The sequence below is a fragment of the Leucobacter sp. GX24907 genome (assembly GCF_053567335.1).
In genome coordinates this window covers 488,264-508,607 of sequence record NZ_JBSGPD010000001.1, presented here as the reverse complement: position 1 = coordinate 508,607, position 20,344 = coordinate 488,264, and the positions used below count along the sequence as shown (strand labels likewise).

Annotated in this window: 15 protein-coding genes and 1 pseudogene; 5 read left to right on the top strand and 11 right to left on the bottom strand. The window is 64.2% G+C overall.

The features are described 5' to 3' along the window. Nucleotides 1–6: 6 nt before the first annotated feature. Both pseC and pseB read right to left on the bottom strand, forming a co-directional pair. Nucleotides 7–1,152: a UDP-4-amino-4,6-dideoxy-N-acetyl-beta-L-altrosamine transaminase gene (gene pseC / locus ACUYV6_RS02405; RefSeq protein ID WP_449277043.1), complete on the bottom strand. Its 1,146-nt coding sequence runs from the start codon at nt 1,150–1,152 to the stop codon at nt 7–9. A gap of 2 nt (nt 1,153–1,154) precedes the next feature. Next, complete coding sequence (gene pseB / locus ACUYV6_RS02400) at nt 1,155–2,186, bottom strand: UDP-N-acetylglucosamine 4,6-dehydratase (inverting) (protein WP_449277042.1); 1,032 nt, start codon at nt 2,184–2,186, stop codon at nt 1,155–1,157. Between the two features lie 254 nt (nt 2,187–2,440). Here pseB and ACUYV6_RS02395 point away from each other — a divergent pair, with 254 nt between their 5' ends. Beyond that, on the top strand, nt 2,441–4,111 hold the full coding sequence (locus ACUYV6_RS02395) for a CDP-glycerol glycerophosphotransferase family protein (RefSeq protein ID WP_449277041.1): 1,671 nt from the start codon (nt 2,441–2,443) through the stop codon (nt 4,109–4,111). Nucleotides 4,112–4,128: 17 nt separating this feature from the next. Here the strand turns inward: ACUYV6_RS02395 and purE are convergent, their stop codons facing one another. Further along, nucleotides 4,129–4,647, bottom strand: coding sequence for a 5-(carboxyamino)imidazole ribonucleotide mutase (purE, locus tag ACUYV6_RS02390; protein ID WP_449277040.1), 519 nt, complete (start codon nt 4,645–4,647; stop codon nt 4,129–4,131). Between the two features lie 127 nt (nt 4,648–4,774). Here purE and ACUYV6_RS02385 point away from each other — a divergent pair, with 127 nt between their 5' ends. The 3 genes and pseudogenes from ACUYV6_RS02385 to ACUYV6_RS02375 all read left to right on the top strand — a co-directional run bounded on the left by ACUYV6_RS02385 (nt 4,775) and on the right by ACUYV6_RS02375 (nt 6,907). Then, the gene (locus tag ACUYV6_RS02385; protein ID WP_449277039.1) at nt 4,775–5,059 is read left to right on the top strand and encodes a ribbon-helix-helix domain-containing protein; all 285 of its coding nucleotides are present in this window, start codon (nt 4,775–4,777) and stop codon (nt 5,057–5,059) included. A gap of 65 nt (nt 5,060–5,124) precedes the next feature. Continuing rightward, a pseudogene (locus ACUYV6_RS02380) lies at nt 5,125–5,367 on the top strand (type II toxin-antitoxin system RelE/ParE family toxin); the annotation flags it as partial. A 280-nt stretch (nt 5,368–5,647) separates the two neighbouring features. Beyond that, entirely contained in the window at nt 5,648–6,907 is a 1,260-nt protein-coding gene (locus ACUYV6_RS02375; protein WP_449277038.1) for an FHA domain-containing protein, read from the top strand. Between the two features lie 10 nt (nt 6,908–6,917). Here the strand turns inward: ACUYV6_RS02375 and ACUYV6_RS02370 are convergent, their stop codons facing one another. After that, nucleotides 6,918–8,102 (bottom strand): 5-(carboxyamino)imidazole ribonucleotide synthase, encoded by a 1,185-nt coding sequence (locus ACUYV6_RS02370; RefSeq protein ID WP_449277037.1) that lies wholly within the window; start codon nt 8,100–8,102, stop codon nt 6,918–6,920. Nucleotides 8,103–8,469: 367 nt separating this feature from the next. On the opposite strand from ACUYV6_RS02370, the gene ACUYV6_RS02365 reads away from it, so the two are divergent. Further along, nucleotides 8,470–10,827 carry a molybdopterin-dependent oxidoreductase gene (locus tag ACUYV6_RS02365; protein ID WP_449277036.1) on the top strand — a complete coding sequence of 786 codons (2,358 nt, stop codon included), beginning with the start codon at nt 8,470–8,472 and terminating at the stop codon, nt 10,825–10,827. 140 nt (nt 10,828–10,967) lie between these two features. Here ACUYV6_RS02365 and ACUYV6_RS02360 read toward each other — a convergent pair whose 3' ends face one another. The 7 genes from ACUYV6_RS02360 to ACUYV6_RS02330 all read right to left on the bottom strand — a co-directional run bounded on the left by ACUYV6_RS02360 (nt 10,968) and on the right by ACUYV6_RS02330 (nt 20,068). Next, nucleotides 10,968–12,407: an aldehyde dehydrogenase family protein gene (locus tag ACUYV6_RS02360; protein ID WP_449277035.1), complete on the bottom strand. Its 1,440-nt coding sequence runs from the start codon at nt 12,405–12,407 to the stop codon at nt 10,968–10,970. A gap of 54 nt (nt 12,408–12,461) precedes the next feature. After that, the gene (locus ACUYV6_RS02355) at nt 12,462–14,045 is read right to left on the bottom strand and encodes a dipeptide ABC transporter ATP-binding protein (protein ID WP_449277034.1); all 1,584 of its coding nucleotides are present in this window, start codon (nt 14,043–14,045) and stop codon (nt 12,462–12,464) included. 38 nt (nt 14,046–14,083) lie between these two features. Then, the gene (locus ACUYV6_RS02350; protein WP_449277033.1) at nt 14,084–15,007 is read right to left on the bottom strand and encodes an ABC transporter permease; all 924 of its coding nucleotides are present in this window, start codon (nt 15,005–15,007) and stop codon (nt 14,084–14,086) included. Between the two features lie 2 nt (nt 15,008–15,009). Next, entirely contained in the window at nt 15,010–16,017 is a 1,008-nt protein-coding gene (locus tag ACUYV6_RS02345) for an ABC transporter permease (protein ID WP_449277032.1), read from the bottom strand. Between the two features lie 82 nt (nt 16,018–16,099). Beyond that, nucleotides 16,100–17,632: an ABC transporter substrate-binding protein gene (locus ACUYV6_RS02340; protein ID WP_449277031.1), complete on the bottom strand. Its 1,533-nt coding sequence runs from the start codon at nt 17,630–17,632 to the stop codon at nt 16,100–16,102. A gap of 304 nt (nt 17,633–17,936) precedes the next feature. Beyond that, a complete protein-coding gene (locus ACUYV6_RS02335; RefSeq protein ID WP_449277030.1) occupies nt 17,937–18,413 on the bottom strand; it encodes a hypothetical protein in 477 nt (158 codons plus the stop codon). Next, nucleotides 18,410–20,068 (bottom strand): GMC family oxidoreductase, encoded by a 1,659-nt coding sequence (locus tag ACUYV6_RS02330; protein WP_449277029.1) that lies wholly within the window; start codon nt 20,066–20,068, stop codon nt 18,410–18,412. Before ACUYV6_RS02330 ends, ACUYV6_RS02335 begins: the two co-directional genes overlap by 4 nt. Nucleotides 20,069–20,344 lie beyond the last annotated feature (276 nt).

The following is a 20,344-nucleotide window of genomic DNA, read 5'->3' as shown; positions in this document are numbered from 1 at the left end:
CTCGCCTCACGACCGCGCGATCGCGGCGCGGAGCGACTCGGTGACGCGATCCTGCATCTGCTCGGTGAGCCCCGGCCACATCGGCAACGACAGCAGCCCGGAATACACGGCCTCGGCCCGCGGGCACTCGCCCGGCTCGTGCCCCCTGTCGCGATAGTACGAATTCAGGTAGACCGGGCGGTAATGCACATTCACCCCGATGCCCTCGGCCCGCATGCGCGTGAAGGCCTCCTGACGCATCTGCGCGGGCTGAGCCCCCACAATGCGTACCGGGAACAGGTGGCGACCATGCACCCGCCCCTCGGGCACCAGCTGCACCGCGACATCATCGAGGCCGCTGAGAGCATCGACGTAGCGCCCGGCGATCTCCTCCCGACGCCGCAACCACTCGGCCTGCTTGACCAGCTGACTGAGCCCCAGCGCGGCGTTGATGTCGGAAAGCCGGTAGTTGAACCCGAGCTCGCTCTGGTCGTACTCCCAGGTGCCGAGGGCCTCGCGGCTGCGGAAATCGGTTTGGATCCCGTGGCCCCGGAACGTGCGCAACCGTGCGGCGAGCTCCTCGTTCTGCGTCGTCACCATGCCACCCTCACCCGTGGTGAGGTGCTTGACGGGGTGAAAACTGAAGGCCGTGAAGTCGGCGATCGACCCGATGCGGCGCCCGCGGTACTCGGCCCCGGGCGCGTGGCAGGCATCCTCGATCAGCACCAGGCCGTGCGCCTCGGCGATGCGCGCGAGGGCGTCGAGGTCGCAGGGCAGGCCCGCATAGTCGACCGCCACGATCGCTCGCGTGCGCGGAGTGATGAGCCGCTCCACCTCGGCCGGGTCGAGCAGGAAAGTGCGTTCGTCGATGTCGGCGAAGACCGGTTCGGCGCCCGCGTAGCGGACCGCATTCGCGCTCGCGACGAAGGTGAGCGGCGGAACGATCACTTCGTCGCCCGGCCCGATACCCGCGGCGAGCACGGCGATATGCAGCGCCCCCGTGCCCGACGAGACGGCGACGGCATGCTCTGCTCCGACGAAGCTGGCGAACGCCTCTTCGAAGCGCGTCACTGCGGGACCGGTGGTCAGCCAGTCGCTGCGGAGCACCTCGACGACCGCCGCGATGTCGGCATCGTCGACGATCTGCCGCCCATAGGGAATGAAGGGTTCCATCGTCACAGCTCCGTGTCGACGAGCTCGCGGATCTCGTCAACATCCAAGAAGTGATCGTTCGTGCCACTGTTGTACTCGAACCCCGTCTCGCACCACCTGCCCGGGTTCTCCGCACTCTTCGACATGAACTCCTCGGTATCCCACACGGCGCACGAGGGCAGGATCACGTAGTAGTCGTCGAACTCGACCGTCGAGAGCGAGTCAGTCGAGGTGATCATCTCTTCGTGCAGCTTCTCACCCGGGCGAATACCCACGATCTCTTGCGTCGCCTCAGGGGCGATCGCCGTCGCGACGTCGGTAATCGTGTACGAGGGGATCTTCGGCACGAACAGCTCCCCACCCCACATGCGACCGAGGCAGTCGAGCACGAAGTCGACACCCTGCTGCAGTGTGATGGTGAAGCGGGTCATGCGCTCATCGGTGATGGGCAGCACCCCGTCGGCGGCACGCGCCTTGAAGAACGGCACCACCGAACCGCGCGAGCCGAGCACGTTGCCGTAACGCACGACAGAGAAGGCGATGTCGTGCTTGCCCCGGTGATTGTTGGCCGCGACGAAGATCTTGTCAGAGGCGAGCTTCGTCGCGCCGTACAGGTTGATGGGCGCTGCGGCCTTGTCGGTGCTCAGCGCGACGACCTTCGAAACACCGGCCTCGATCGCCGCGTTGACCACGTTCTCGGCGCCCAGCACGTTGGTCTTCACAGCCTCGAAGGGGTTGTACTCCGCCATCGGCACCTGCTTGAGCGCGGCGGCGTGAATCACGATATCGACGTCTTCCATGGCCTTCCGCAGCCGCTGTTCGTCGCGCACATCGCCGAGGAACCAGCGCATGATCTTCGGGTGGCTCTTGAACGGTTCGGTGTTCTGCATCTCGAACTGCTTGAGCTCATCACGGCTGAACACGATGATCTTCGCGGGCTCGTACCGCTCGAGCAGCGTCTGAATGAAGCGCCTGCCGAAGGAACCGGATCCGCCGGTCACCAAGATCGACTTGCCGTGCACCACTGAGGGGTCGATACCCAACTGTTCCTCCATCGTTCGAACTCTGAACCTCGTGGCGGCGGTCTCAGAAGCGCCGGGCCGAGAGGCACCGGGCGCGCGTCACCGCGACCGTGAACCGCCACAGGCATCAGGCTAGGTCTGCGCAGACCGCCGCACCGGCGAAAAAGCGTTCACTTCGCGAGCTGTTCGCCCGAAGTTCACCGACCCGATGACCGGTGTTCTCCGAGCCCGTCGCGAGAGCGTTCCGCCACCCGCAGGTGAGACCGTGCTTGCGTATACTCGACAGAATGCGAAGAGGATCGACGATCACGCTGGGCGCGCTCAAGCTGACCGTCCTGGCGCTCGCCTCTGTCTCGCTGATTCTGCTGCTCAGCGGTCAACTCGTGGTCGGCGCAATCGTCTGGAGCGTCGGATACGCCGGGTGGCTGCTCGACCGCTTCGGGCCGGGTGTGCACAGCGCCCAGTCGCTCCGTCTGCTCACCCGAGCTCTGTTTATCATCGGCGCTGCAGGGCCACTTATTCACCTGGGATACACGAATGCGACGCTGTTCTGGGTCGCGGTGCTCGCAGCGCTGCTGATCCTGCCCGCCGCCCACGCACTCACCGCGAACCGGCCCCAGGTCTTGGCACGCATGGCCGGCATCGAAGCCAGGCCGCCGTCGACCGTGCTCCCCCGACTGCGCTGGACCGCCACGCTCATCGGCGTCACCGTTCCGCCGTTCCTGCTGCTGAGCGCCGGGCTGCAGCTCAACGGCATCTTCGGAGTGCTGCTCGTAGCCCTGCAGGCGGTGGCTCTCAGCTGCGCTTGGGCCCTCACGGTCATCGAGGTTCGTCGGGATCGCCACGCCTATGCCCAACTGCCCGAGATGCTGGCGCGGGTGAATCCCCAGTTCCTGCTGCACTGGGATGCGCCGGGTGCCTCGAAGTACCAGCTCGACATGTGGCTGCCCCACCTCGAGGACCTCGACATTCCCTTCGCCGTGATCGTGCGCAACGCAGGCGGTTTCACGAGCGCCGTGCAGGCGGCCGAGAACGCTCCGGTGATCTATGCGGGCAGGCACGCCGACGTGGAGCGGCTCCTCGTTCCCACGGTGCGGGCGATCTTCTACGTGAACAACGCCGACCGAAACAACCAGGTTCTCCGTTTCGAGGGGATCCGGCACATCATGCTCAGCCACGGCGACAGCCAGAAGTCGACGAGTTCGACGCGCATCTTCCGTCTGTTCGACCGCATCTACATGGCAGGGCAGGCCGGCATCGACCGATTCACCGCCAGTGGCGTCGAGGTACCCGCATCGCGCTTCTCGATCGTCGGCCGACCGCAGGTGCGCGGTATCGAGCAAGAGACCGCGCCGATACGCGAGAAGCAGCAGCCGACCGTGCTCTACGCACCGACCTGGATGGGCGACTTCAAGGACGCCTCCTACACCTCGCTACCCCACGCCCTGCCCCTGATCGAGCGGCTGCTCGAACGCGAATGCACGATCATCTTCCGCCCACACCCCTTCACGGATCGGGCCGTCGAAACCGCCTCAGCCGCATCGCGCATCAAGAGGCTCTTGCGTGAGGACAGCGAGCGCACCGGCCGGCCGCACATCTTCGGCGCACTCGCCGAGAGCGAGATGAGCCTGCGCGACTGCTTCAATCACAGCGACGCGATGATCGCCGATATCTCGGCCGTCGTCTCCGACTACCTCTACTCAGGCAAGCCCCTCGCCGTGTTCTCCGACGACGCGGCGATCGGCGGTGTCGAATCGGAGGGCAAGTACCGCTTCCTGCGCGACCCGTCGACTTGGCCGGAGCAGCTCAACCGCTTCCTGCGCGACGACCCGCTCAGGGAGCGTCGCTTGGAAGCCCGCAGGTACTACCTCGGCAACGCCGAGACCTTGCCCCCCGACCAGCTGTTCCTCGATACGGCCCGCGCCGATATCGTCGCAGGACGAAACCGGCCGATCTGAGACTTCGCTGCTGTCGCTCAGTCCTCAGATGCGACACGCGCCTGCAGTGCCGCGTTCTTGGTCTCCACCATTTCGGTGAGACCTGCAGCGTAGTCGTCGAGTCGCTTCGCGAGCTCAGCGTCAGTGGCTCCGAGAATGCGGGCCGCAAGGATGCCCGCGTTCTTCGCGCCGCCGATCGACACCGTCGCCACCGGAATGCCTCCGGGCATCTGCACAATCGACAGCAGCGAATCGAGCCCGTCGAGCTTCGCGAGCGGAACCGGTACACCGATCACCGGCAGTCGGGTCATCGAAGCGACCATACCCGGCAAGTGCGCTGCACCGCCGGCACCGGCGATGATGACACGCAGACCACGATCCGCAGCCTCACGCGCGTAGCGCACCATCTTGTCGGGAGTGCGATGCGCGCTCACCACCTCGACCTCGTGCGGCACCCCGAACTCCCGCAGCATCTGCACCGCGTCGGCCATGACGCTGTAGTCGGAATCGGACCCCATGATCACGCCGACGAGCGGCGCCGCGCTGTGTGCTGACATGGGCTCCATCGTATCCGCCGAACCGCACCGCGACGCGATGCGCGGGTTCTGTACTGGAAGCCAGGGTGGCCACCCCGGCATCGTGGAGTCGAGTAGGATTGAGTCATATCGAAAGCGAGGTTCGATCATGCGCACCACGAAGCAACTCAGCATCACTCTCCCCAACAACATGGCAGACGCTCTCAAAGAACGAGTCGCGTCCGGCGCATACGCCAGCGAAAGCGAGGTCGTGCGCGACGGCTTGCGCGCACTGTTCGCGCGCGACGAAGCCGTCGAAAACTGGCTGCGCACCGAGGTCATCGCCTCCGTCGAGGAGCTGCGCAACGATCCTTCGCGGGCCATCAGCTCTGATGAGATGCGCGCCGAACTCTCCCGTTGGCACGCTGAGCGCCTCCCAGACAGCTCGTCGTGACGCATCGGATCGTTTACTCACCGCGCGCCCACCAACAGTTGCGCGCAATCTAGGACTGGGTCTCGGGCGAAGCTGGACCGGAAATCGCACAGCGATTCGTGCTCTCGATCTATGACTACTGCGACGATCTGGCAAACTTCCCTCTCCGGGGCCGCGCTCGGGATGACCTGACGCCCGGGATGCGAGTGATCGGGTTCCGTCGACGAGCGATAATCGCGTTGCTGGTCACCGACAATGAGGTTGAGATTCATGGCGTCTACTACGGTGGCAGCGACTACGCCGCACTGATCCTCGATAGTCTCGACTGAGCACTGATTACAGCCCGAGACCAGGACCATCGCGTTGCGCAGCCCCGCATAGTTGCTGAAGCCAGTCATCGCCGAACCGCACCGGGACGCGATGCACGGAATGCCAGAGCCTCACTGCCTCCTGGGAGTCGTTCCGTTGCCGCTCACATCTCGGCCCGATTAGACTCCTAATCACTGAACGGTTCGGCCCAGCGCCGCCGAAACCCAGAGCCGAGCGCCCCACGGACCAGTCGAAGCGTCGAAGCACAGAGCACTCGAAGTGCGACAGGAAGAGAACCCCATGGCCCGTCAGATCCCCCCGCCCCCTTCGGGGCGTCGAGACGGTGCACCCGGTACTCCTCAGCATCCTCAGTATGCGCCGCCACAGTCCCAGTATGCGCCGCCACAGAACGCGCAGCCTCAGTATGCGCCTCCACAGCCCGCCCCCAAGCAAGAGAAACCCGCGGGTGTTTCGCAGGAGCAGTGGGACGAGTATCAGCGACAGCTCCACGAGTACGAGCGCCAGTTGCTCGAGTACCAGCAGGCGCAGCAGGCTCGTGCCCTGGAAGAACAGGCACGCCAGGCGCAGATTCGGGCTGAGCAGGAACAGGCACGACAGGTGCAGATCCGTGCTCAGCAAGAACAAGCTCGTCAGGAGCAGGAGCAGGAGCAGCGAGAGCGCCAAGAACGGGAGCGCCAGGAGCGGGCACGACAGGAAGAGCTTCGCCGGCAGGAGCAGGCTCGACAAGAACAGGCTCGACAAGCCCAAGCCCGCGCAGCGCAAGAGGAACGGGAACGGCAGGAACGGCTCCGGGCTGAGCAGGAGCAAGCTCGCCAGGAGCAGATTCGGGAGCAGCAAGAGCAGGCACGCCTCGAGCAAGCACGCGTCGCACAGCAGGAAGCAGCCCGGCAGGCGCAACTCCGCGAGCAACAGGAGCAAGCACACCGCGAACAGTTACAGCGGGAGCAGCAAGAGCAGGCTCGTCGCGAACAAGCACGCGCTGAACAAGCACGCGTTGAACAAGCAGAGCAATCGCAGACGGAGCGCCCCCTCCTCCTGCCGCAGCCGCCACCCTCGGCGGCACCTGTGACGCCGACGCCTCCACCGACCACGTCGGCCGGTACAACGCCAAGCACCTCCCCCACAGCGACGGTTCCGGCGACACGAGCCCCGAGCTCGGGGGCCGGAGCCGGAGCAGCGTCGCCGGCTGTCCCCAAGACCCCCACCTGGTCGCTCAATGCGGGCAGCCAACGCTTCACCCTGCATCGGCGCAATCTGCTCGGTCGCAAGCCGTCGGCATCTCCCGAAGCGGGTCAGGCTGCGTTGATCGTTCTGGCCGATCCGGAGCGAACCCTCTCGAAGACCCACGCCCGCATCGTGATCGACGAAGAAGGAGTGTGGATCACCGACCTCGGCTCCACGAACGGGACCTCGATCACCTTCACCACTGATGCCGGACTCTCGCGGCAGGCCTGCGAACCGAATGAGGACTACGAGATTCGGCCGGGAGATACGATCACCCTGGGCGCGGTCGAGATCCTCCTCGAATCAGACGCCTGAGGACTCCGCGTCAGTCGAACAGCGCTGCAGCGGCTTCGGCCTCTGCGCGCACCGACGCCAGATCCTGCCCCGTCACCGTGACGTGCCCGACCTTGCGACCCGGACGAGGCAGCTTGTCGTAGCTGTGGATCTTCGCCGCCGGATGCGCCGCGAGCACCGAGGCGTAGCGCACCGGCATCGGGCCCTCCTCAGGGCCGCCGAGCACATTCACCATCACCGCGGCGGGAGCCGTCATCGACGTGTCGCCGAGCGGCAGATCTGCGACCGCGCGCAGGTGCTGCTCGAACTGGCTCGTCACCGATCCCTCGATCGAGAAGTGCCCCGAATTATGCGGGCGCATCGCGAGCTCATTCACGAGCACACGACCGTCACGGGTCTCGAACATCTCAACCGCGAGCATGCCAGTCACCCCGACGCCCTCGGCGACAGCGACGCCGATGCGGGCCGCCTCGTCGAGCGTGGCCGCATGCGCCACCGGTGCCGGCGCGAGCACCTCGGCGCAGATGCCGTCGCGCTGAATCGTCTCAACGACCGGCCAGGTGCGCATCTCAGCTGCTCCGTCAGCACCACCCGAGGGACGACGAGCCACGAGCTGCGACAACTCGCGAACGAAGTCGACGAGCTCCTCGACCAGCAAGAAACCTCCGCGTCCGTCTTCGGCAAGCGCGGTGAACCAGTCGCGTACCTCGTCGGCACGCGAGACGACGCGCACACCCTTCCCGTCGTAACCACCGCGAGCGGTCTTCACGACCGCGCGACCACCGTGCGCATCGATGAAGGTCTGCAGCTCAGCCTCATCGGCGACCGCAGCCCAGTCGGGCAACGGCAGCTCGAGCTCTTGCAGCTTCTGTCGCATCAGAATCTTGTCTTGCGCGTACTGCAGCGCATCGGGGCGCGGGTGCACCGCCTTGCCGCGCCGTTCGAGCTCGCGCAGAATCTCACTCGGCACGTGCTCGTGATCGAACGTGACGACGTCGACGGTCTCGGCAAACGCGTACACCGTCTCGGGATCGCGGTAGTCGCCCACGGCGTCAGCAGCACGAGCGGCGCTCATACCCTCCGCCTCAGCCAGCACGCTGATGCGCAGACCCAGGTGAATCGCCGGCGGCACCATCATGCGGGCGAGCTGCCCACCGCCGATTACGCCGACCTTGATGATGCCCGTCTCGTTCACGTCATTCTCGCCTGATGCCATGCGCCTATTCTGCCCTATCGGCGCCGAGCATCTCGCGCCGGCGCAGCCCTGAGCGATGCGGCGCGGAGCCGTCGGCGGCGCGACGAGGAACCGCCGGCGACTCCCCGCGCGAGACTCCCCCGAAACCCCAAGCAATGCTGCTCGATCTGCTCTTAAACCTTCGAGATTGGAGCAAATTGCGCAGCATTGCTTGGGGTCGCCCGACGACGACGCCCGGAAACCCGGCACGGCAACCAGGCACGGCTACCAGGTACGGCAACCGGGCACGGCTGCTCGGGCGGCGCGAGCGGCACCCTGACGGAGGCGTGTCGGAGGTGCGGGTTACGCTGGCAGTGATCCGATCAACACTGGCGTGAGGAGACGGACGATGACGCGAACACACCTGACACACTTCGGAGTGCTCGAGGCGGAAAGCGACGGAACCTCGATTCGAACGCGCCCGTGGGCACAGGATCCGGATCCTCGTCGCATCATCGACAACGTCGCATCGAGCCAGCATCACCCGGCCCGCGTGCTGCGCCCCGCCGTGCGCCGCGGCTACCTCGAGCACGGCCCAGGCCGCACCGACCTGCCGCGGGAGGGCGGTGCCGGCACGGGCACAAGTGCCGCCGGTCGCGGTGACGACACCTTCGTCGAGGTCAGCTGGGACGAAGCACTCGACCTCGTCGCCGATGAGCTGGCTCGCGTCTACGGACCTGAGGGACGAGGATCGGCCGCCGTCTACGGCGAATCGTACGGCTGGTCGAGCGCCGGCCGTTTTCACCACGGCAAGAGCCAAGTGCACCGCTTCCTGAACAGCTTGGGCGGCTACGTCTACGGAGTCGGCGACTACAGCTACGGCACCTCGCGCATACTGCTGCCCCACATCATCGGCTTCGGCACACCAGAACTCGTCGACCGCGCTACCTCCTGGCAGGTCGTCGCCGACCACACCGAACTCTTCGTCGCCTTCGGCGGGCTCTCCGAGAAGAACACCGCCATCTCCTCGGGTGGCATCGGCAACCACTACTCGCGCGAGTTCGTCGAGCGCGCACGCGCGAACGGTTGCACGTTCGTCGACGTGACGCCGATCCGCGACGACACCTTCGGCGTCGCCGATGCCGAGTGGATCGCGCCCCTCCCCGGAAGCGACGTCGCTCTTATGCTCGCGATCGCCCACGTGCTCGATGACGAAGGGATCGTCGACACGCACTTCATCGAGCACTACACGACGGGCTACGACCGCTTCATCGCCTACGTTCGCGGCGCCACCGACGGCACCCCGAAGACCCCCGAATGGGCCGAACTGATCACCACGGTGCCGGGCGAACGCATCCGCGACCTCGCACAGCGCATGGGCCGATCGCGCACCATGATCAACCTCAGCTGGTCGATGCAACGCCAACACCACGGCGAGCAGCCCATCTGGGCCGGGATCGCGCTCGCCGCAATGCTCGGACAGATCGGGCTGCCCGGCGGCGGATTCTCTCACGGCTACGGTTCGAGCGCCCAGGCGGGCAACCCGCGCCGGCTCGTCGGCCCGCCGTCGCTGCCGCAGGGCCAGAACCCTGAGCCGCGCTTCATTCCGGTTTCGCGCATCTCAGACATGCTGCTCTCACCGAGCACCGTGCTGCCGTTCAACGGCCAAGAGATCGAGCTGCCCGACATCGAGCTCGTGTACTGGGTGGGCGGCAACCCCTTTCACCACCAGCAAGACCTGCCGCGGCTGCGGCGAGCCTTCCAGCGCCCCTCGACCATTGTCGTCCACGAGCAGTTCTGGACGGCCACGGCCCGTCATGCCGACATCGTTCTGCCCGCGACGATGACCGTCGAACGCGACGACTTCGGGTCGGGGCGCGGTGATCCTCTCTTCTTCCCCATGCCCGCGCTGACGCGCCCCGCAGGTGAGGCGAGAGATGACTACGCCATCTTCTCGGAGCTCGAACGACGGCTCGATGGTCGCGTCGATGCGCAGTTCTCGTTCTCAGAGGGCCGCAGCTCGGCTGAATGGTTGCGTCGCCTCTACACCGGCTGGGCCGACCGGATGGCCGATCACGGCTCGCCCGTGCCCGAGTTCGACGCGTTCTGGCAGCGCGAGTTCCTGGAAATTCCGGCGGCAGACCGCGAGCAGGTGCTGCTTTCCGAGTTCAGGGCGGATCCCTCAGCCCACCCGTTGACCACCCCGTCAGGGCGCATCGAGCTGTTCTCGGAGCGCATCGCCGACTTCGGCTACGACGACTGCCCGGGGCACCCCACGTGGATGGAGCCGCGGGAATGGCTCGGCGACGCGAACCGCCGATTCCCGCTGCAACTCATCGCGAACCAGCCGAAGACGCGCCTGCACAGCCAGTTCGATGTGGGGTCGACCAGCCTCGACAGCAAGGTGGACGGGCGAGAGCCAGTGCGCATGCACCCCGAGGATGCGGCAGCTCGCGGGCTCCGCGACGGCGACGTCGTACGCATCTTCAACGATCGCGGGTCGTGCCTCGCCGGTCTCGTCGTCTCGGAGGCGCTCAGTCGCGGCATCGTGCAGCTCGCGACCGGCGCCTGGTACGACCCGGACCCCGCCGATCCGTCATTCTGCCGCCACGGCAACCCCAATGTGCTGTGCTCCGATCTGCCCTCGTCGCAGCTCGCGCAAGGCACCACCGGGCAGCACGCACTCGTCGAAGTGACGCGCTGGGAGCATCCGGTGCCCCCGCTCGCGGTGCTCGTGCCGCCGGAGTTCAGTGAGCGCTGGAGTTGAGTGGGCGCTGAGCGACTCCTCGCCTCCGCACCGCAAAGCAGGGAGCCGCTCCCACGTTCTCAGATCACGAGAGGATCTCAGAATATGGGAGCGGCTCCGGCTGCTCTCAGGCAATCGGTGCGGCGGGGCTCCGTCGGGTTTCAGCCGTGGCTGACCATGACCTGCTTCACGCGAGTGAACTCGACGGCCCCGAGCATGGTGTTCTCCACACCGTACCCGGATTCCTTATACCCGGAGACCGGCAGATCCGGTCCGAACTCGAGATGAGTGTTCACCCACACGGTACCGGACTCAATTTGTTGTGAAAGCCGCATGGCACGGCCCACATCACTCGTCCATACCGATGCCGCCAATCCATACCGAGTATCGTTCGCGAGCCGCAGACCCTCGGCTTCGGAGGAGAACTGTTGAACCGTCATGACCGGGCCAAACACCTCTTCCTGCACGATCTCATCGTCCTGCTGAACTCCGGTAACAATTGCAGGGGCGAGGAAGAAGCCAGAAGTACCGACGCGTTCGCCTCCCATGACCGTTCGCCCGGCTTCACGCGCCCGTTCGAGCAGGCCTTCGACACGGTCTCGGTGCGCAGCACTGATCAGCGGGCCCATCGTGGTTGCTTCGTCTCGCACGTCTCCAACCACCACTGATTCGATATTCTTCTGGAGCGCAGAGATGAACTCCTCCTGCCGGTCCGCGTGCACCAGGATCCTGGTAGCGGCCATGCACTCCTGACCTGTGTTGTAGAGTGCGGCGGCAACAATGCCCTCGGCGGCCCGGTCAATGTCCGCATCATCAAACACGACGACAGGTGCATTACCGCCAAGTTCAAGAACGACCTTCTTCGGCCCTCGCGCCGCAGAGGCCGCAACGGCCTGCCCGCCGCCCACTGAACCGGTGAATGATGCCACGCCGACGAGCGGGTGCTCGACCAGCGCTCGACCGGTCTCAGCGCCGTGACCTGTGACCAGGTTCAGCACCCCAGCAGGCAGCGCTTCGGCAGCGAGCGACACCAGCAGCGCCGTACTCAAGGGAGTGAGCCCGGAGGGCTTGACCACCGCGGTATTCCCGACCGCCAACGCTGGTATCACCTTCGCCACGACCTGCAGCAATGGGTAGTTCCAAGGAGTGATCGCCGCGACGACGCCAATCGCCTCTCGGCGAATGTACGACGTTGCCCCCTCGACGTACTCCCCACCTGAAATGCCCGGAAGCGACCGCCCGGCGCCCGCCGAAAGCCGTACCGCATCGATGATGCCGAGAATCTCATCATCGCGAACCGCCGTGATGGGCTTGCCGGCATTCACCGACTCGAGGTGGGTGAGCTCCTCGAGATTCGCAACAAGCACATCAGCGAACTCATGGAGCCGCGCAGCGCGCTCGGATGCCGGGAGAGCGCCCCATGAGCGCTGGGCCTCGGCAGCGTCTCGGACCGCGGAGTCGACTTCCTCCGTAGTCGCGACTCTGCTCGAGCCTATGACTTCTCCCGTAGAAGGGTCGAGCACCGAAATGCGCTCTCCCTCGCTCGGCACCCATTCCCCTGAAATGAACTGCCCTGGAAGATGCGGATCGAATTCTGACATGATTCTCCTTTCATCGTGCTTTTCGAGTAGCCGGAGCGGCCATCGTTTCGGGTCTCAACCGGCCGTGCGGATTCTCGGCACGTCGGCGAGCAAGCGTCGGGTATAGGGATCCTGTGGCCTGTCGAGAACGTCATCAACAGACCCGTTCTCGACAATCACTCCGTGACGAAGCACGAGAACGTCCTGGGCGATCTCTCGCACCACCGCGAGGTTGTGCGTGATGAAGAGCATGGAGAGGTCTCGGCGCTGCTGCAGTTCTCGGAGCTCCTCCAGAATTGCCGCCTGCACCGAGACGTCGAGCGCCGATGTCACTTCGTCGCAGAGCAGCACCTCGGGATCGACCACGAGAGCCCGCGCGAGTGAGACGCGCTGCCGCTCACCTCCCGAAAGCTGCGCCGGATATCGGTTGAGGTAAGACTCCGAAAGAGACATGTCGGTGAGCGCCGCGGCGATGCGCTCATGGCGTTCCGACCTGTTCAGATCGTAGAAGTACTGCAATGGCTCGTTGAGGATGTCGGCGATCGTGCGTCGCGGATTCAACGAGTTGTACGGGCTCTGGAAGACGTACTGGAACTTCCGTCGCTGTTCTCGGGTTCGCCGGGAGCTTCTCCGTTCAAGCGCGTGTCCGTCGAATTCAACTTCTCCGTCCCAGGTGCGGTGCAGGCCGATGAGCGAGCGGGCCAACGTCGTCTTGCCCGATCCCGACTCACCGACGACCGCGACGCAGCACCCGCGCTCGAGCTCGAAGTTGATGTCGGTGAGCACCTCTCGCGACCCGTGCGAGGCCCGCAGGCTCGAGCACGCGAGCACGATGTCCCCGGTATCCGGCGCAGGCCCTTCTCCTCCCTCGGCGCCCGGCGCCCGGTCGAAGCTGGGAGCGGCGTCGAGCAGCTTGCGGCTGTACGGATGCTTCGGCCCGGCGAAGAATGCCGGAGTGTCCTGCACCTCGACGATCTCGCCCTGATACATGACCGCCGTCTGATCGGAGATCTCGGACACGACCGGCAGATCATGGCTCACATACACCGCGGAGATCCCGGATCCCAGCGTCAGTTCGCGCACGAGGTCGAGGAACTGGCGCTGCGTGGAGACATCGAGTCCGGTCGTCGGTTCGTCGAAGACGACCAGCTCGGGTCGCGCTGCGAGCGCGATCGCGATCCCGACTCGCTGCTGCTGCCCACCCGACATCTGATGCGGGTACGAGGCGATCGTCTTCTCGGCCGGGAGACCGACCTGCTCGAGCAACTCGACGACTCTGCCCTCGACGCTTTCACCCGCTCTCAGCGCGGCGGGGTGAGCGCGCAGACATTCCGCGATCTGCTCTCCCATGCGCATGGCCGGGTTCAGCGCGCTCGCGGGGTCCTGGGGCACGTATGCGACCACGGTTCCGCGGGCGGCTCGCAACCCGGAGGGCTTCAAGGCGAGGATGTCCTGACCATCGATCACGACAGACCCCGACCGGATCGTCAGCCCGGTGCGCGCGTGACCGAGCAGCGCGAGACCCGTCGTCGTCTTCCCCGACCCGGATTCGCCGACGAGGCCGAGCACCTCGCCCGCACGAATCTCGAAATTGATGTCTCGGACCACCAGGCGATCCGGGCGACTCGTCAAACCGATGGAGAGGTCGCGCACTTCCACGCGGGGAGGCGACGAAGCATGTGCAGCATTCAACGTGGTCATCGATCGTTCAGAGCTCCTGTCGTACTCGCGAGCACGGCGCCTTCGCCGCTGTCCTCGCCCATGCTGGCTCGCGCGAGCGCATCGCCGAGAGTGTTTGCTCCGACCGCGAGCACAGCGATCAGCACCGCAGGTACGAGCACGCCCAACGGGTTGAGCTCGATCCCGAGTCGGTTCTCATTGATCATGAGTCCCCAGTCGGCCGCCGGCATCTGGCGTCCGAAGCCGAGGAAGCTCAACCCGGCGAGCATGACGATCGAGAAGCTGAGCCGCAGTCCGAACTCGACCATGACCGGTCCGATGAGATTGGGAAGCACATCACGACTCAGCACACGAGGCATCCTGATGCCCCAGAGCCGCGAGATCTTAACGAAGTCCCGCTCGATGACGTCTTGTGCCGCTGCGAACATGACCCGCGCGACCTGCGGAACGTGCGAGAGCCCGACCGCCAGCACGAGGAGCCAGAGCTTCGGGCCGACGACGCTGAGCAGGAGCAGGGCGAAGATGATCTGCGGAAGCGCCAGGGCGACATCGACGACGCGCATGATGAGCGCCTCGGTCTTGCCTCCGACGTACGCGGCCGTCAACCCGGCGATCGCGCCGCCCGCGATTCCGATGAGCGTCGAGAGCACCGCGAGGATGATGAGAACCCATCCGCCGTCGAGCACCCGGGAGAGCACATCGCGCCCCAAGGCGTCGGCGCCGAACCATGCGGCGCCGCTGGGCCCCGCGAACGTCCCGCCGACGATCGCGCTCGAGGAATGCGGGGCGACGAACGGTCCGATCGCCGCGATCAGCACGACGACGGCTAGGAGCGCCGCGCCGAGCCTGCCGCGCGTGCTGCGGAGCGTGCGTCGCAGGATGATGCTCAGCCCCGACCTCGGGTTCTGTTGCGGGAGAGCGATTGAGATGGTGTTGGTCATGATCATGCGGCCTTCCTGCGACGAGGGGTCATCGCCAGCACGACGAGGTCGGTCGTGATGTTCAGCACGACGTAGAAGGCCGCGAGCGCGAGTACGACGAACTGGATGATCGGGATATCGCGCGTGTTCACAGCGTTCACGAGAGTGAATCCGATGCCCTGGTAGTTGAAGACGGACTCGACCAATACGACGCCGCCTGCGAGATACAGAATGTTGAGACCGATGACCTGCACGGTCGGCGCCATCGCGTTCGGCAGCGCGTGGCGGAAGAGCACGCGCTTCGGCGACATTCCCTTGAGCTCCGCGAGCTCCGCGTACTCGCTGCCGAGTGCCTCGATAGTGGCAGCTCGCATCATGCGGAACACGTAGGGCGTGACCACGAGCACGAGGGTGAGGACGGGCAGCACGATCTGGTTCATATTTGTGAGTACCGTCTGCCCGGGCGGGATCACCGCGACCGCAGGGAACCAATGGAACACTGAAACCGAGAACAGCAGGATCACGAAGATACCGACGACGAACTCCGGAATCGCACTCACCACGAGCGAGAACACGCTTCCGACCTGATCGAACCAGCCGTCCTTGCGTGCCGCGGCGATCGCACCGAACACGACTCCGATGATCGACGAGAGCACCGTCGTGATCGCGAGGAGCACCCCCGTGTTGACCAGACGCGGCGCGACCATCGAGAGCACGGGCTCGTGCGTCACGAGCGAGGATCCGAAATTGAAGCTGAGTGCGTCAGTCACCCAGGCGATGAATCGATCGAACAGTGGTTGATCAAGGTTGAGTTGCTGCTCGAGTTGCGCGATCCGCTCGGGTGTCGCGCTTTGACCGAGGACAGCGGTAGCCGCGTTTCCCGGCAGCATCGTTGTAGCCCAGAACACGATCACCCCGACTGCGGCGATAGTGATGACACCGAAAACGATTCGATTGAGTATGAGGCCGAGTATCGGGTGAGTCTTGCGCCGGGGACGCCGCTCGTTGAGAGAGTCCAGCTGAGAAGTCACGATCCGCCTTCCGGAACTGCTGATGTGTGGGGGAGGGAAGCGGAGTTTGTGCGGTGCCCGGCGGCCGGGCACCGCACAACCGCTACTGGGCCATCCAGATATTGGTCCAGTCGTAGTTGCCGAAGGGGAAGCCGCTGACGTCCTCCTCGATGCCTCCGACGCTTTGCGTCGTGGCATCGATGACCGGATAGAACACCGGGATGATGTTCCCGCCGCGCTCGTAGTCGATTCTCTGCATCTGCTCGATGATCGGACGCCGGTCTTCTTCGTCAGCCTCAGAGATCGCGGCCTGGTAGAGAGACTCGTACTCGGCGTCGTCAAAATGCGTGGCGTTGTAAGGTGCCGTCGACAAGGTCGCGCCCGCGACGTTCGCGAGATACGGAACGTAGAACCAATAGTCCTGCGAAAAATCTGCCGTCAGGTAGCTGTCTGCGAAGAACTGCGTCGTGGGCTCAAACGTCACCTTGGCATTGATCCCCGCTTCCTTGATCTGTTCAGCCACGAGCTGGGCGATGCTGCGCTGCGCCGGCATGACATCGTTGGTGATCAACTCGACGTCGAGACCGTCCGAGAATCCGGCATCAGCGAGCAGCTCCTTGGCACGCTCGACATCTCGCTCACGCTGCGGGAGTGAGCTGTCTTCAAGCGGATCGAAGACATCGTTCTGAATGGTGCCATACCCTTCGAACACCACCTGGTTGATCTGCTCACGGTCGATGGCGAGCTTGATCGCCTCGCGCACCCTCACATCGTCGAACGGGGCCGAATCGGTCCTCATCGTGATCGGGAGCCAGCCCTTCGTCTCCGAAATGATGACGTTGAGGTCTCCGCTCTGTACCTGCTTCACCGACTGGGCAGAGAGATAGTTGATCGCATCGACCTCACCACTGCGGAGAGCGTTCAGCTGGGTCGTCTCATCCGCCATATTGATGATGTCGACCTGATCGAGATAGGGCTTGCCCTCCAGGCGATAGTCCTCAAACCTAGTCGCAGAGCTACGAACACCGGGTTCGAAGTCCTGCAGCACGAACGGCCCCGTACCGACCAGATTGTCGGGCGACCAGTTCGAAGGGACCATGTAGTACGCAGGAGTACTGGCGAGCGCCTCCGGGAGCACCGCGAAGGGTGAGGAGTAGCGGATGATCAGGGTCGTGTCATCCACCGCTTCCGAGGCATCCACATCGATCGGTCCGAGCGGGATCTCTCCGGCGTGATGCTCGTTGACAATGCGTTTGAAGTTCCACAGCACGTCCTCAGCAGTGAATGTGTTGCCGTCGTGGGTCTTTACGTTCGGATGGATCTTGATCGTGTACTCCGTGGCGTCGTCGTTGAGCTCAATCGATTCGGCGAGCCACATCTGCACGTTGCCCTCGTGATCAAGCCGCACCAACGGCTCGTAGATCAGTGGTAAGCGGGCAAAGTCGGTGTTTGAAAGCCCTTCGTGAGGATCCATCGTGTCGCTCGACGCACCGCCGGAATGCCCCACGCGCAGCACGCCTCCGTGCTGCGCTTCGCCTTGAGCCCCACCGGTACCGCCGTCGCCGCCACCACCGGACCCGCCCGAGCACCCGGTGAGCGCCAGGGAGGAGACGATGACCGCTGAGGCTAACGCCATAGCTTTGCTTTTGAATCTCTTGAGTCGAGATGTGGTTTTCACTAGATGCACCTTTGCTATCCATGTTCTTCGCGGCTGCACGATCCTGATGCTCGTGCCTGTCGCGGAAAATCATCTTGTTCTGTTCATCGCACCGCTGCGTGCAATGAGTGGGGTACTGCAGTTCGCCCGGTCTCTCGTCCGAGTACAGGTTCGGGCGACGAAAGGATGAGCCATCCCGGTGTCTTCGTACGTCGGATAGAGGGGTCACAACGACTGCGCTGTCATGAGCGGCTCCCTTCCTCGCTCTGAAGATTGACGACTTTCATCGGACTGCCGCTTCTGTCGGAGTCGGGCGGTAGATCTTCCCTCGAGCGATTGGGGCGTCGAGCAAACCTCCCGAAAGGTATTCATCGGCTTCTCCCTGTCGAATCGGGATGGGCCGCCGCCCCGTATACCCGAGCACCTTCCACACCGGCCTGCAACTCAGGTACCGGCCGACCAGGAGTGTGCGCAGGTACTCGAACTCCGGCGCACCTCGATCCTCCAAGTCAGCCAGGTAGTGATCGATGTCGACACCATTGGCTGCATTGATCGCCGCTACGAGTTCATCGTGCAACGGTCTCAGCTGCTCGAGAGCAAGATGCAGGACCGCATTCTCAGGATCCGCCTCTTCTGTCGAAGGGAAACCTTCGACAGGGCCGATGAACCAATCCGCCATCTTCGCGAGGATCGCATACTGCTCGTCAGACAGCTCGAGCGCGGGAGCCGCTTCGGCCACATGATTCGGAGGAAGACTCATGCTGCGTCCTCCATCTCCGAAGCACGACGGACCAGTTCCGTCGCACCGCGCAATGCGAGCGCCGCAATGGTGTTCGTCGGATTCGACGCGCCACTCGTCACAAACAGACTTCCATCGGCAATCCAAAGATTCTCAACGTCATGCGTTCTCCCGAAGCTGTCCGTCACCGAGGTTTGAGGATCGTGTCCCATTCTCGCGGTACCGAGGAGATGGCCGGGTTGATCGGGCATGACATCATGCAAGTAGACATCAGTCGCTCCCGCTTCGAGCAGGACTTCTTTGGCCTTGTTGAGGTTCCACTCGACCATCGCCATGCTGTTCTCATCTCGGCGGTACTCGATGTGCGGCGCCGGGATGCCGAACTGGTCGGTGAGCTCTCCATGCAATGTCACCCGGTTCTCCGGGTTCGGCAGATCCTCCGTCAAAATTGCGAGCAGGATCGACTTGCCGAGCACATTCTGGACGTCCTTGAGCAGTGCTTCGCCACGTGCAGACTTGCCCTGTCTCGGTACAAGGTCTGCCGCCACCAACGGGCCGCCAGTCGGCATCGCCAACCACTTCGCTCCCCGGACGAAGCCTCGTGAAGGATCCGTTTCCAGGTACTCATGAGTATGAATGTTCTGCCCGGCCGGCCCGATCCAGGATTTCATCTGTTCTTCGAATACGCCGATGGCCATCGCATTCGGATGGAGCATGAGGTTTCTGCCGACAAGTCCACTGGAGTTGGCGAGTCCGTCGGGATGAACTTTCGAAGTCGAGTTCAGCAGGAGACGCGGCGTACCGATTCCGTTCGCAGCAAGCACGACCACGTCTGCTCGGATGTGCCTCTCCGTACCCTTCCGGTCGAAGAACGTAGCCCCGGTCGCGAGCCCGGATGCGTCCGTCGTGATCTGGCTGACCCAGGCACCCGTCACCAGTGTCGCTCCGCTCCGCAGCGCGGCGGGCCAATGAGTGATGTCGACACTCGCTTTGGACCCATTGGGGCACCCTGCCTCGCAGGTGCCGTAACGGACGCACGGCACGAGATCACCGAAGTTCTTCTGAGTGATGGCGTTCGGAGCCGGCCACCAACTGATTCCTTGCTTGTTCAAGCCTTCGGCGAGCTTCCTACCGTGCCGATTGATCGGGAGCGCCGGGTTCGGAGGGGCAGCTCCGTCCGGATGCGAAGGATCTCCGACCATTCCTGAAACCGCGAACTCCTGCTCAGTCTGGTCGTAGTACTCGGCGAGCTCCTCATAGCTAATCGGCCAGTCCTCGGCGACCCCATCCATGGTCTTCACCCGGAAATCGCTCGGCACCAACCTCGGGAACTGGCCACCGTAATGGATGGTGCCTCCACCCACGGCGTTGTACATGACGGGAACGACGTCGGCTCTGCCGAGACTGACGGGGTAGTCCTCAGGCCGCTTTCTGACATTCCCGTTCTTATGCCACTGCCCGTACATCGACACTTCGTACTCGTCCCGGTTGCCCGTGTACTCCGCCGTGCCGACCCAGTCGCCTTGCTCAAGGCACACCACGTGGAACCCCCACCCCGCGAGGTACTTCGCATAGACGGCCCCGGAAGGGCCAGCACCCACGATGAGGACATCCGCGGAGTCCCTCGGAGTGTTGGTGAGCTCTGTCGCATCGTATGTTCCGCGTTGTATCGTCACTGCTCACCCCAACCCACTCGCGCGTCGAACCGCTCAACATCGGGGAGTTCACCAGACGGGAGTGCTGGCGCACCTGGCCCCGAAGCGGGAGCCGCGCCCAGTACTGGGTGCAAGCATGCCTTTCGCCTCATTCGAATCGGATGCATCATCACGTTCCTTTCTCCGTTGAAAGCCACCCGTGCGCACGGCTCCTGGTCAGTTCCAGGTTTCATAAATTTAATTTTTAAATATTAACACTTCAATTAGGATGGAACAAGAGATGCGGCGAGAATGGTC

What these genes read in the sequence shown, in the direction of transcription:
- pseC (WP_449277043.1), bottom strand. Translation starts at nt 1,152, where the DNA reads ATGGAACCCTTCATTCCCTATGGGCGGCAGATCGTCGACGATGCCGAC.
- pseB (WP_449277042.1), bottom strand. Translation starts at nt 2,186, where the DNA reads ATGGAGGAACAGTTGGGTATCGACCCCTCAGTGGTGCACGGCAAGTCG.
- ACUYV6_RS02395 (WP_449277041.1), top strand. Translation starts at nt 2,441, where the DNA reads ATGCGAAGAGGATCGACGATCACGCTGGGCGCGCTCAAGCTGACCGTC.
- purE (WP_449277040.1), bottom strand. Translation starts at nt 4,647, where the DNA reads ATGTCAGCACACAGCGCGGCGCCGCTCGTCGGCGTGATCATGGGGTCC.
- ACUYV6_RS02385 (WP_449277039.1), top strand. Translation starts at nt 4,775, where the DNA reads ATGCGCACCACGAAGCAACTCAGCATCACTCTCCCCAACAACATGGCA.
- ACUYV6_RS02375 (WP_449277038.1), top strand. Translation starts at nt 5,648, where the DNA reads ATGGCCCGTCAGATCCCCCCGCCCCCTTCGGGGCGTCGAGACGGTGCA.
- ACUYV6_RS02370 (WP_449277037.1), bottom strand. Translation starts at nt 8,102, where the DNA reads ATGGCATCAGGCGAGAATGACGTGAACGAGACGGGCATCATCAAGGTC.
- ACUYV6_RS02365 (WP_449277036.1), top strand. Translation starts at nt 8,470, where the DNA reads ATGACGCGAACACACCTGACACACTTCGGAGTGCTCGAGGCGGAAAGC.
- ACUYV6_RS02360 (WP_449277035.1), bottom strand. Translation starts at nt 12,407, where the DNA reads ATGTCAGAATTCGATCCGCATCTTCCAGGGCAGTTCATTTCAGGGGAA.
- ACUYV6_RS02350 (WP_449277033.1), bottom strand. Translation starts at nt 15,007, where the DNA reads ATGACCAACACCATCTCAATCGCTCTCCCGCAACAGAACCCGAGGTCG.
- ACUYV6_RS02340 (WP_449277031.1), bottom strand. Translation starts at nt 17,632, where the DNA reads ATGGCGTTAGCCTCAGCGGTCATCGTCTCCTCCCTGGCGCTCACCGGG.
- ACUYV6_RS02335 (WP_449277030.1), bottom strand. Translation starts at nt 18,413, where the DNA reads ATGAGTCTTCCTCCGAATCATGTGGCCGAAGCGGCTCCCGCGCTCGAG.